The 12,838-nt window shown below is 58.9% G+C and carries 8 protein-coding genes; 6 read left to right on the top strand and 2 right to left on the bottom strand.

Translation table 11 applies throughout. The annotated features are described in order from the left end of the window. Nucleotides 1-176: 176 nt before the first annotated feature. Together metE and NOM67_RS02030 are read left to right on the top strand one after the other, a co-directional pair. Nucleotides 177-2,441 carry a 5-methyltetrahydropteroyltriglutamate--homocysteine S-methyltransferase gene (gene metE, locus NOM67_RS02025; RefSeq protein WP_255933507.1) on the top strand — a complete coding sequence of 755 codons (2,265 nt, stop codon included), beginning with the start codon at nt 177-179 and terminating at the stop codon, nt 2,439-2,441. A gap of 175 nt (nt 2,442-2,616) precedes the next feature. Continuing rightward, a complete protein-coding gene (locus tag NOM67_RS02030) occupies nt 2,617-3,366 on the top strand; it encodes an ABC transporter substrate-binding protein (protein WP_255933508.1) in 750 nt (249 codons plus the stop codon). Between the two features lie 98 nt (nt 3,367-3,464). On the opposite strand, the gene NOM67_RS02035 is transcribed toward NOM67_RS02030, so the two are convergent. Beyond that, nucleotides 3,465-4,580 (bottom strand): glycosyltransferase family 9 protein, encoded by a 1,116-nt coding sequence (locus NOM67_RS02035; protein WP_255933509.1) that lies wholly within the window; start codon nt 4,578-4,580, stop codon nt 3,465-3,467. A gap of 70 nt (nt 4,581-4,650) precedes the next feature. Beyond that, complete coding sequence (locus tag NOM67_RS02040; protein WP_255933510.1) at nt 4,651-5,532, bottom strand: LysR family transcriptional regulator; 882 nt, start codon at nt 5,530-5,532, stop codon at nt 4,651-4,653. Nucleotides 5,533-5,689: 157 nt separating this feature from the next. Between NOM67_RS02040 and NOM67_RS02045 the strand changes: the two genes are divergently transcribed. From NOM67_RS02045 to pflB, 4 genes are all read left to right on the top strand, one after another. Continuing rightward, the gene (locus NOM67_RS02045; RefSeq protein ID WP_255933511.1) at nt 5,690-7,123 is read left to right on the top strand and encodes a glycoside hydrolase family 1 protein; all 1,434 of its coding nucleotides are present in this window, start codon (nt 5,690-5,692) and stop codon (nt 7,121-7,123) included. 217 nt (nt 7,124-7,340) lie between these two features. Further along, nucleotides 7,341-9,101, top strand: a complete 1,761-nt coding sequence (gene ycaO / locus NOM67_RS02050) for a 30S ribosomal protein S12 methylthiotransferase accessory factor YcaO (RefSeq protein ID WP_255933512.1) — start codon at nt 7,341-7,343, stop codon at nt 9,099-9,101. Nucleotides 9,102-9,493: 392 nt separating this feature from the next. Continuing rightward, a complete protein-coding gene (gene focA, locus NOM67_RS02055; protein ID WP_041210327.1) occupies nt 9,494-10,342 on the top strand; it encodes a formate transporter FocA in 849 nt (282 codons plus the stop codon). A gap of 46 nt (nt 10,343-10,388) precedes the next feature. Continuing rightward, nucleotides 10,389-12,671, top strand: coding sequence for a formate C-acetyltransferase (pflB, locus tag NOM67_RS02060; protein WP_033114694.1), 2,283 nt, complete (start codon nt 10,389-10,391; stop codon nt 12,669-12,671). The last annotated feature ends 167 nt before the right edge of the window (nt 12,672-12,838 follow it).

Genomic DNA, 12,838 nt, shown 5'->3' on the forward strand with positions numbered 1-12,838 from the left:
GCCTCTGTATCCTCGCGGTGAACCTGTTCGGCGGTCAGTTGAGGATTATTTGAGAGCCAGTTGAAGAGGATTCAATAGCCAGCGTCACCTTATCTTGTCATTTTGGATGTGTAAACATCTGGACGGCTAAATCATCCAGTTTCCCATCAGATGAATGAGCATAAGGAAATGAACCTATGACACGAGCACACACCCTGGGCTTCCCCCGTATCGGCGCCAAGCGCGAGCTGAAATTTGCCCTCGAATCCTACTGGCGTGGCGAGACCACTCAGGCCGAACTCGTTGCCGTGGGCAAGACGCTGCGTGAGCGCCATTGGCAGGCCCAGCACGGCGCCGGGGTCAATCTGCTGCCGGTGGGCGACTTTGCCTGGTACGATCAGGTGCTCGGTACAAGCCTGCTGGTGGATGCAGTGCCTGCCCGCCACCGTCATGGCGAGACCGATCTCGACACCCTGTTCCGGGTGGCCCGTGGCCGTGCGCCGACCGGCCCGGCGGCGGCCGCCGCCGAGATGACCAAATGGTTCAACACCAACTATCACTATCTGGTGCCGGAATTCAGCCGTGACCAGCGCTTCAAGCTGGGCTGGAGCCAGCTGTTTGACGAGGTAGAAGAGGCCAAAGCACTGGGGCTGCCGGTCAAGGCGGTGCTGCTGGGACCGGTCTCCTACCTCTGGCTCGGCAAGGAGAAAGAGAGCGGCTTCTCGCGCCTTGAACTGCTCGATCGCCTGCTCATCGTCTATCAGGAGATCCTGGCCAAGTTGGCCGCCCAGGGAGTGGAGTGGGTACAGATCGATGAACCTGCGCTAACGCTGGACCTGCCGGACGAGTGGCGGCTGGCCTACCTCAACTCCTACGAGCGCCTTGCGGGCCCTTGCAAGCTGCTGCTCACCACCTATTTCGGTTCGGTTGCCCATCAGCGCGACATCATCACCAGCCTGAAAGTGGATGGCTTGCATCTGGATCTGGTGGCCGCCCCCGAGCAGCTGGAGACCCTGGTGCCGCATCTGCCCGCCCAGTGGGTCATCTCCGCCGGGGTGATCAACGGCCGCAACGTCTGGCGTGCCAATCTGGCCAAGCTGGCGCCGACTCTGAAGGCACTGAAAGCCAGACTCGGCGAGCGGCTCTGGGTGGCCTCCTCCTGCTCGCTGCTGCACAGCCCGGTGGATTTGACTCTGGAGCAGGAGCTGGATCCCCAGACCCGCAGCTGGTTCGCCTTCGCCTTGCAAAAATGTTTCGAGCTGGGGCTGCTCAGAGAGTATCTGGATGGGGGCGAGCTCGACAAAATCACCGCCTACAGCCAGCCCATCGTCGATCGGGAGTCTGACAGCCGGGTGCACAAGAAGGCGGTGCAGTCACGACTCGCCAGCCTCACCAACAGCGATTTTGATCGCCACAGCCCCTATCCGGTCAGGGCCGAGCTGCAGCGCTCGGATCTCAAGCTGCCGCTGCTGCCGACCACCACCATCGGCTCCTTCCCGCAGACCTCGCAGATCCGGGTGTTGCGGCAGGATTGGCGCGCCGGTCGCATCGATGACAGCGCCTACGAGGCGGGCATTCAGGCCGAGATCCGCGATGCCATCGCGCGTCAGGAGGCCATCGGGCTGGATGTGCTGGTGCACGGCGAGGCCGAGCGCAACGACATGGTGGAGTATTTCGGTGAACTGCTGGATGGCTTTGCCATCACCCGCTTCGGTTGGGTACAGAGCTATGGCTCCCGCTGCGTCAAGCCGCCGGTGATCACCCGTGACATCGACCGCCCGACCCCCATGACCCTGGCGTGGACAAAGTTTGCCCAGAGCCTGACCGACCAGCCGGTGAAGGGGATGCTGACTGGCCCTGTGACCATCCTCTGCTGGTCCTTCCCGCGCGAAGACGTGAGCCGCGAGCAATCTGCCCTGCAAATCGGGCTGGCCATTCGCGACGAGGTGGCAGATCTGGAAGCCGCCGGCATCAAGATCATCCAGATCGACGAACCGGCGATCCGCGAAGGCTTGCCCCTGCGCAAGCAGGATCACCAGGCCTATCTCGACTGGGCGGTGCGGGCCTTCCGTCTGAGCGCAAGCCCGGTGGCTGACAGCACCCAGATCCACACCCACATGTGCTACAGCGACTTCAACCTCATCATCGAGGCGGTAGCGGCGCTGGATGCGGACGTGATCACCATCGAGACCAGCCGCAGCCAGATGCAGCTGCTCGAAGCGTTTGAACGCTTCAACTACCCCAACGAGATTGGCCCGGGCGTCTACGACATCCACTCGCCGAACGTGCCGAGCCAGAGCTGGATTGAGGGGTTGCTGCGCAAGGCCGCCAAACAGATCCCGGCCGAGCGGCTCTGGGTCAACCCGGATTGCGGCCTCAAGACCCGCGGCTGGGAAGAGACGGAAGCCGCCCTCAAGGTGATGGTCGATGCCACCAAGGCGCTGCGGGCCGAGCTGGCGTAACCGGCAAGCCGTGACCGCCATCGGTAAGGTTGCGTGCTGACAAACGAACGAGAGAGGGGAAGCCACTGCTTCCCCTCTCTTTTTTCGTTGGCCACTTTTCCACTGGATCCTGAACCTTGCCGCAGCCCGCTTTGCACTAGGCTCAGAGTTGGCAGAAGTGGATGGAGTCGCGGCCATGAGAGTCAGTCTGGGGAGTGCAATCCTGTGGGGATTGCTGATGTGGCAGAGTGCATGGGCGGCGCCAGCGGCCGAGTTGAAGATGGTCTACTTTGACGACTTTGCCCCATATTCGTGGCGTGACGAACAGGGCAGGATGCGCGGGCTGATGATCGACGTGATGGATCGGGTAGCGGCGCAGATGGAACTGCGGGTGCACCACGAAGGCTATCCGTGGCAACGGGCGCAAAAACTGGTGCGGATGGCGCAGGCCGATGGCTTCGTGACCATCGCCACCCGTGAGCGGCGCAGCTATACCCTGATTGTGGAAGAGCCGGTTACCACCACAGTGCTAACCATTTTTACCCAGCGTGCCCATCCCCGCATGGCGGAGTTTCAGCGTGCCAGCCGCTTGAGCGACTTCAAATCGCTTACCTTTCTCGACTATTTCGGTAACGGCTGGGGCAAGGAGAACCTGGCGGGCTTCACCGTTCATCACACCATCAATGTCGATAATGTCTTCAAAATGCTGGCGGCGGGGCGGGGGGATCTGATGGTGACAGATCCACTGGTCGCACGTTTCAAACTCAACAAGCTGGGGCTGGCCAATCAGGTGGTTGAAGTGCCACTAGTGCTTGAGTCGACACCGTTTAACCTCTGCATCGGCAAACACTCCCGCTTCAATACCCGGATCACCGAGTTCAACAGAGCTTTGCTGCAGTTGCGACAAAGTGGCGAGCTGGCGCGTATTGAAGCCCGCTATCGTTGAACCCTGATGACACAAGTCGTAGCAACCTGGGGGCTAGAAACGAAAGAGGGAAGGCGCAAGCCTTCCCTCTTTATTTGCATCAACAACAAGCGCCGCATTCAGCACGCTTGCTGCAGATTGAGTTGCTGGGGGACGGATTGTTCGATAAACATTGGCGCGGGCGACAGTGATGGGCGCTCACGCTCCAGCACCCGACTTAGCCACTGGTGATTAAGGGCGATCTGGTCGCGATCAGTCACCACCAGATTGTGGTGCTGGACACCGAGGCAGCCGTAGTGGCGCGGATCAGTCTGGGTAAAGAGGCCAAGACAAGGAACACCACTGGCAGCGGCCAGATGCAGCGGCCCGGTATCGCAGCTGACAAAGAGGGAAAGTCCGGCGGTGACGGCCGCAAATTCGCACAGACTGGTGAGCGAGAGGGTGGCATCGCCGACCAGAGGCAGTGGCGCTGCCGGGTCGTTGAACTGGAGCATCACAGCGTCGGGAGCTTGCCGGCGCAATTGGGCCAGCAGTCGTTGCCATTGGATGGGGGAGAGCCCCTTGCCTTTGCGGGCGCCGGTAAAAAAGCCGATAAGCGGTTGCCCCGGGTGCGCTCTGGCCAGCACCGCCAGCTGGGGATGCCTGGTCGCCATGGGCAGCCCCAGTGCTATCTGCTGCTCGGGGCCCGCATCCACTCCCAGCAGGCGTAGCGGGCGGTAGGCGTAGTGGCGATCTTCTTCGATGGGTTCCGGACGGGCGAAGATCGCATCCCCTTTGGCATCGTCAAATCCCCGTTTTTCGCAGCCGCGCACCCAGGCGGCCAGCAGGTGGTCGGTGCTGGAGGCAAACGGCACATATACCCGATCGTAACGCTGCTGGCGCAGTTGCCAAAGGGCGGGCAGGGCGCTGATCAACCCTTTCCCCTGCAATCTGATCAGATGAATGCGGTGCAGGTTGAGGGCAGTAAACAGGGGGAGCAGTGGCCCCTTGCTGCAAACCAGCTCGATCTCGGCGCCGGGGTGGGACTTTTGTACTTGCTGCAGGAAGGGGAGCAAAAAGAGGTTGTTGCCAATCCGGTTGTTGCTGCGAACCACAAGAATGCGGCGAGGTGGCGCTTCACCGGGTGGCAGCAGGGAGCCTCGGGCCAGCCAGGCGAGGAGCGAGCGCTCGATGCCGGATGTCCATTGGCGACGCTGACCGTCAAAGCGGCGCAGTATGTCTCTAACTTTTTTCATGGGGGCGTACTCGGGCTGAGAAGAATGCCCCCCAAATAGACACAGGGATTCTTAAGAAATTATTAATTTTTTAATCAGAAAGGAGATTTTCCCCCGTTATGTGATCGGTAACCGTCTGCCAGAAGGCATCAGCCAGTGGCGAGTGACTATTTGGGGGACGGATGAGGCCAATCGCCCAGCACGCCTCGCTCTCCGTTAAAGGCAGGGTGATCACATCCGGGTGCTCTATGGTGGTGGAGGAGGGCACCAGAGTCCAGGCGATCTCTGCGGCGGCGGTAGCGACGCCCGCTGCAAAGTCGTTTACGTACTGGATCCCCTGAAAGCGCAGCCCGCTCTGGGCCAGATAGTTCATCAGGTGATCGTAAAACGACGGCGCCTTGTCCCGGCGCAGGATTGCCAGCGGCTTATCCACCAGATCTGCCAATTTCCTCACCTCCCGATAGCTGGCGGGCAGCACGGCGACGAAGTGGGCTCGCTCGACCGGCATGGCGTGCCACCCCTTGGGGGCGGGCAGGCGGCAAAAACCGAGATCCAGCTTGCCCTCGCTCAGCGCCAGCAACTGGTGGTGGGTGGAGAGATCGTTGAGCTCAATGGTCACCTGCGGTCGCTCGGCGCGAAAGCGGGCGATGACCGCAGGCACCAGAAGCTTGGTGGCCACGCCAAAACCGATACGCAGGGTGCCTACGTTGCCCGCCAGCACATCGCGGGCGGTGCGGGAGAGCTGCTCGCTCTGGATAACCAGGGTGCGGGCATCCTCATAAAGGGCTCGCCCCAGCACAGTGAGGCGGGTGGTGCTGGCGTTGCGCTCGAACAATTCGCCGCCGAGTTCCTCCTCCAGCCGCCTTATCTGCTTGCTCAGCGCTGACTGGGTGACATGCTGGCGCACCGCCGCCTGGCCGAAGTGCAGTACCTCCCCCAGAGTGACAAAGGCTTTCAGATCCCGTAGCTCCACAGTGGCTCCTTTCATTCCTGTCGGGAATGTTGAGTGGTCATATTTGTCATTGGACGGAATTCTAGAACTGTTCGATGCTATTGCCAATTCAATTGGGTGCCGCCAGCCGGCGCAATCTAGGTGGCCATGCCCACCGCCGCAGAAGGAGCAACACCAGATGCATCATCACAAGTTCAACGACTTCCCGAGCGATTTTCTGTGGGGCGCCGCCTCCGCAGCCTATCAGGTGGAGGGGGGCTGGAATGCCGATGGCAAGGGGCCCTCGGTGTGGGATCTCTTCACCAAGCTGCCGGGCAAGACCTTTGAGGGGAGCAACGGCGATGTGGCGGTGGATCACTACCACCGCATGGAGGAGGACGTGGCGCTGATGGCCGAGATGGGACTCAAGGCCTATCGCTTCTCGGTGAGCTGGCCGCGCATCTACCCCGCCGGTCGGGGGGAGGTGAACGAGGCGGGTCTGGCCTTCTACGAAAAACTCATCGACACCCTCTTGGCCCACCAGATTGAGCCGGTGCTGACCCTTTACCACTGGGATCTGCCGCAGGCGCTGCAGGATGAGTACGGCGGCTGGGAAGACCGACGCATTATCGAGGATTTCGAGCGCTACTGCGTAACCCTCTATCAGCGCTTTGCTGGCAAGGTGAAGTACTGGGTATCGCTTAACGAGCAGAATTACAACCTGACCAACGCCTATCAGCTCGGCACCCATCCGCCCGCCGTGCAGGATCGCAAGCGCTTCTTCGCCGCCAACCATATCGCCTTTCTGGCCAATGCTCGGGTGATCAAGGCGTTTCGCCAGCATGTGCCGAACGGCCTCATCGGCCCGAGCTTTGCCTATTCCCCTGCCTATCCGGCATCGTGCGACCCGAAAGATATGCTGGCTTACGAGAATGCCGAGGAGTTCAACAACCTCTGGTGGCTGGATGCCTACTGCTTTGGCCGTTATCCGCAGGCGGCGCTCGCTTACTTGCGGGAAAACGGTGAGGCGCCCGAGATCCTGCCGGGCGATATGGAGTTGCTGCGCGAAGGGACGCCCGACTACATTGGCGTCAACTACTACTACACCCTGACCTACACCGATAACCCCTTGGGCGGTCAGACCCTGCAGCGGATCAACACCACCGGCAAGAAGGGCACCACGCCGTCCAGCGGTATTCCCGGCCTCTACAAGACGGCGCCCAATCCGCACCTTGAGACCAGCAACTGGGACTGGGCCATCGACCCGACCGGGATGCGCATCGCCCTGCGCCGCCTCTCTTCCCGTTACGGTTTGCCGCTGATGATCACCGAGAACGGCCTTGGCGAGTTCGACAAGCTGGAGGCGGGCGACAAGGTGAACGATAAGTACCGCATCGATTATCTGCGCAGCCACGTGAAGGCGTGCCAGGAGGCGATGCAGGACGGGGTGGAACTGCTTGGCTACTGTGCCTGGTCGTTCACCGACATCCTGAGCTGGCTCAACGGCTATCAGAAGCGTTACGGCTTCGTCTATGTGGAGCGTGACGAGCAGGGGGGCTCCCTTCGCCGGATCAAGAAAGCGAGTTTCCACTGGTACAGCCAGGTGATCGCCAGCCAGGGCAAGCAGCTCTGACGATGTATCGTTTTGCGTAACAAGCGGGCCCGGGCAATCCCCGGGCCCGTTTGCTTTGGTTCTCATCTTTGGCCGAGAGAGGAGAGGGCGCTGGGGTCTGCGGGCGCTGGAAGTGGGGCGCATTGCTTAGCGTTTGCTGATTTTTGTCCTGCCAAAGCCGGCGACCCCTGCTATTATCTGCGGCCAAACATGAGCCAATAAAAATCAGGATATCGTGATGACTGACCACACTTTTATTCCCGGCAAGGACGCGGCGCTGGAAGACTCCATCGAACGCTTCCAGACCAAGCTGCAAGCCCTGGGCTTTGATATTGAAGAGGCCTCCTGGCTCAACCCCGTGCCGAACGTCTGGTCGGTGCATATTCGGGACAAGGAGTGCTCCCTCTGCTTTACCAACGGTAAGGGGGCCAGCAAGAAGGCGGCTCTTGCCTCCGCTCTGGGTGAGTATTTCGAGCGTCTCTCCACCAACTACTTCTTCGCCGACTTCTATCTGGGCGAGCAGGTAGCCAACGGCGATTTCGTTCACTACCCGAACGAGAAGTGGTTCCCCATCGAAGGGGAGCAACTGCCAGCCGGTCTGCTCGACAGCTTCACCCGCAAGTTCTACAACCCGGATGGCGAAGTGACCGCCGAGATGCTGGTGGATCTGCAATCTGGCAACGAGGAGCGCGGCATCGTCGCCCTGCCGTTCGAGCGCCAGTCCGATCACGAGACCGTCTACATCCCGATGAACATCATCGGCAACCTCTACGTCTCCAACGGCATGAGCGCCGGCAACACCAAGACCGAAGCGCGTACTCAGGCGCTCTCCGAGGTGTTTGAGCGCCACGTGAAAAACAGGATCATCGCCGAGGCGCTGAGCCTGCCGCAGATCCCGAACGACGTGATTGCCCGTTATCCGGGGATTGCCGCCTCCATCGCGGCGCTGGAAGCGGAAGGTTTCCCGATTTACAGCTTCGATGCCTCCCTGGGCGGCCGCTATCCGGTCATCTGCGTGGTGCTGCTCAACCCGAGCAACGGTACCTGCTTTGCCTCCTTCGGCGCCCATCCGCGCTTTGAAGTGGCCTTCGAACGTACCGTGACTGAGTTGCTGCAGGGCCGTGGTCTCAAGGATCTCGACGTGTTCGTGCCGCCCTCGTTCGACAACGAGCAGGTGGCGGATCACCACAACCTCGAGACCCACTTCATCGACTCTTCCGGCCTTATCAGCTGGGATCTGTTCAAGGAAGAGGCCGACTTCGAGTTTGCCGACTGGGACTTCCGCGGCACTTCGCAGGAGGAGTTCGACCACCTGATCGGCATCTTCCACGAGCTGGAGCAGCCGGTCTATATCGCCGATTACGAGCACCTGGGCGTCTACGCCTGCCGTATTCTGGTGCCCGGCATGTCCGACATCTATCCGGCCGAAGACCTGCTGCTGGCCAACAACACCATGGGTGCCCATCTGCGCGAGACCATCCTGGCGCTGCCATCACTTGATTGGGATGCCGAGCAGTATATGGCGTTGTTTGATCAACTGGATGAAGAGGGGCACGACGAGCGTACCCGCGTGCGTGAGCTGCTGGGCATCGCTGCCGCCAAGGGCACCGCGCTGCACACCCTGCGCGTCGGTGAGCTGAAAGCCATGCTGGCGCTGGCTGCCGGTGAGCTGGAGACTGCTCTCGATCTCATCGATTGGACCATGGAGTTCAACCAGTCGGTGTTCCCGGCCGAACGTGCCAGCTACTATCGTGCCCTGCGCGCCTGCGTCGAGCTTTTCCTCGACGAGGAGCGCGACCCCGAGCAGTATCGCGGTGTCTTTACCCGCATGTATGGCGAAGAGACGCTGACACAGGCCTGGGCCAACGCCAGTGGCGAAGCTCGTTTCCACGGGCTGGAGGCGGCCGACTTGTCGCTTGCCCAATTCCCGCTGCACCAGAAGCTGCTGGCGGCTTACGAGAAGCTGCAAAAGGCCAAGCGTGCCCATCAGTGGTCATAAAGATACATTGACAATGTGTGAGTAAAGGAGGGGCCGGTTGGCCCCTTCTGTTTGATGCAGATAAGCGATGTCGTTGTTATTCAAAGATGAAATAAAAAACAAAAAATACCTCTAAGGGGGTTGCAGGCAGGGCAGGGGGCATGCTTGGGAACTGCAAAGATATCTTGCCAATGCATGGTTTGTGTGGCGAACTATAAATTCTTTAAAATCATTATATTAAAAATCTAACACTTCTGTTTCAGCTGAAACCTGGTGTAAACTGGCGTAGCCATGCGGCTCAAATATTTGTAGTAAAATTACAATCGCACACTGATAAATTTGATCGATGTCAATTTTGGCCATTTGGCCCTTTGTTATGATTTCAACAGGCAAAACATTCAGGTAGATCATAATTGAAAGCTGAATCCCCATTCGATTGTCTCAAGCCCGAAGCCATCGCTGCACTGGCTGAAGACATCACCTACGCCAAGGCTACCAAGCCGGCATACAAGGTCATTCCACTGGCCATTACCGCAGGCGCTTTCATCGCCATCGCATTTATCTTCTACATCACAGTGACTACCGGAACCGGTTCCATGCCTTGGGGTATGGCCAAGCTGGTTGGCGGTCTCTGCTTCTCTCTCGGACTTATTCTCTGCGTACTGCTCGGTGCCGAGCTGTTCACCTCCACCACCCTGACGCTGGTAGCCAAAGCGGCCAACCGGATCAGCTGGGCCCAGCTGCTAAAGAACTGGGGGCTGGTCTACTTCGGCAACCTGATTGGCGGTCTGCTGATGGTGGCGTTGATCATCGTTTCTGCCGAGTACACGGCAGCAGACGGTCAGTGGGGCCTTAACGCACTCAAAGTGGCTCAGCACAAAATTCACCACACCTTCTTCGAAGCAGTGGCGCTCGGTATCCTATGTAACCTGATGGTATGTCTGGCTGCATGGATGGCATTCGGTGCCCGCAGCGCGACTGACAAGGTAGTGGTTATGCTGCTGCCGGTTGCCATGTTCGTTGCCTCAGGTTTCGAGCACAGCATCGCAAACATGTTTATGATTCCGGTTGGCATCGCTATCCATAGCGTGGCTGGCCCGGAGTTTTGGCAGGCCATCGGCCAGGATCCGGCAACCTTTGCTGACCTGACCGTATCCAACTTCGTCCTACACAACCTCATCCCCGTGACCATCGGCAATATCATCGGTGGTGGCGTGATGGTTGGTCTGACTTACTGGTTTATCTTCCGTCGTCATCATTAAGGATGATTGCGGGATACTACATCAATACCGTGTGAGGTAATGAAAAATGGCAGAACTTAACGAACAGTTCCAAAAAGCATGGGAAGGCTTCGCGGCCGGTGAATGGCAGACCTCTGTCAACACCCGTGACTTCATCCAGAAGAACTACACCCCGTATGAAGGTGACGAGTCCTTCCTGGCTGGCGCGACCGAAGCGACCACCAAGCTGTGGGACAAGGTCATGGAAGGCATCAAAATCGAGAACCGCACTCACGCGCCGGTCGATTTTGATACTGACCTGCCCTCCACCATTACCGCACACGATGCCGGTTATATCGATCAGAGCCTGGAGCAGATCGTTGGTCTGCAGACTGACAAGCCGCTGAAGCGCGCCATCATCGCCAACGGCGGTATCAAGATGGTTAAAACTTCTTGCGAAGTGTACGGTCGTCAACTGGACCCGATGGTCGAGAAGATCTTCACCGAGTACCGCAAGACTCACAACCAGGGCGTGTTTGACGTTTACACCAAAGACATCCTGAACTGCCGTAAGTCTGGTGTTATCACCGGTCTGCCGGATGCCTACGGCCGTGGCCGTATCATCGGTGACTACCGTCGTGTTGCCCTGTACGGTATCGACTTCCTGATGGCCGACAAACTGGCCCAGTTCAAGTCCCTGCAAGCTGACCTGGAAAACGGCGTCAACCTGGAAGCTACCATCCGTCTGCGCGAAGAGATCTCCGAGCAGCACCGTGCCCTGGCACAGATGAAGGTGATGGCTGCCAAGTACGGTTGCGATATCTCCGTACCGGCCAAGAACGCCAAAGAAGCCGTACAGTGGACCTACTTCGCCTACCTGGCGGCAGTCAAGTCCCAGAACGGCGCTGCCATGTCCTTCGGTCGTACCTCCAGCTTCCTGGATATCTACATCGAGCGTGACCTGCAGAAAGGCCTGATCACCGAGCAAGAAGCCCAGGAGCTGATGGACCACATGGTCATGAAGCTGCGTATGGTTCGCTTCCTGCGTACCCCGGAATACGATTCACTGTTCTCCGGCGACCCGATGTGGGCTACCGAGACCCTGGCTGGTATGGGCGTTGATGGCCGTACCCTGGTCACCAAGAACAGCTTCCGTATGCTGAACACCCTGTACACCATGGGCCCGTCCCCTGAGCCGAACCTGACCATCCTGTGGTCCGAGAAGCTGCCGGTCGGTTTCAAGAAGTACTGTGCCAAGGTATCCATCGAGACCTCTTCCGTTCAGTACGAGAACGACGATCTGATGCGTCCGGATTTCAACAACGATGACTACGCCATCGCTTGCTGTGTATCCCCGATGATCGTTGGTAAGCAGATGCAGTTCTTCGGTGCTCGTGCCAACCTGGCCAAGACCATGCTGTATGCAATCAACGGCGGTATGGACGAGAAGCTCAAGATCCAGGTCGGTCCGAAAACCGAGATGGTCAAGTCTGAGTACCTCGACTACAACGACGTGATGGATCGTCTGGATCACTTCATGGATTGGCTGGCCAAGCAGTACGTTGCTGCTCTGAACATCATCCACTACATGCACGACAAGTACAGCTACGAAGCCTCTCTGATGGCGCTGCACGACCGTGACGTATATCGCACCATGGCGTGTGGTATCGCGGGTCTGTCCGTAGCTGCTGACTCCCTGTCTGCTATCAAGTACGCCAAGGTCAAGCCGGTTCGTGACGAAGATGGCGTTGCCATCGACTTCGAAATCGACGGCGAATACCCGCAGTTCGGTAACAACGACGCTCGCGTCGATGACATAGCCTGTGACCTGGTTGAGCGCTTCATGAAGAAGATTCAGAAGCTGAACACCTACCGTGGTGCTGTTGCTACCCAGTCTGTTCTGACCATCACCTCCAACGTGGTATATGGCAAGAAGACCGGTAACACCCCGGACGGCCGTCGTGCCGGTGCTCCGTTCGGCCCGGGTGCCAACCCGATGCACGGTCGTGATCAGAAAGGTGCTGTTGCATCCCTGACTTCCGTTGCCAAGCTGCCGTTCGCTTACGCCAAAGATGGTATCTCCTATACCTTCTCCATCGTGCCGAACGCACTGGGTAAAGATATGGAAGCCCAGAAAGCCAACCTGGCTGGCCTGATGGACGGTTACTTCCACCACGAATCCAACGTAGAGGGTGGTCAGCACCTGAACGTTAACGTGATGAACCGTGAAATGCTGCTGGACGCCATGGAAAACCCGGAGAAATATCCGCAGTTGACCATCCGCGTATCCGGTTATGCCGTTCGCTTCAACTCTTTGACCAAAGAGCAACAGCAAGACGTCATCACCCGTACCTTCACCGCCGCTCTGTAATAGAGTCGCAGTGAGCAAAAACCGGCGCCAAGGCGCCGGTTTTTTTATGTCCCCATCTTGCCGGATTGGAGGGTTTTGTTAGTTTGCCTCTGCCTCTGCCTCTGCCTCTGCCTCTGCCTCTGCCTCTGCCTCTGCCTCTGCCTCTGCCTCTGCCTCTGCCTCTGCCT

Source organism: Aeromonas sp. SG16, assembly GCF_024436135.1.
In the GTDB taxonomy this organism is placed as follows: Bacteria; Pseudomonadota; Gammaproteobacteria; order Enterobacterales; family Aeromonadaceae; genus Aeromonas; species Aeromonas jandaei.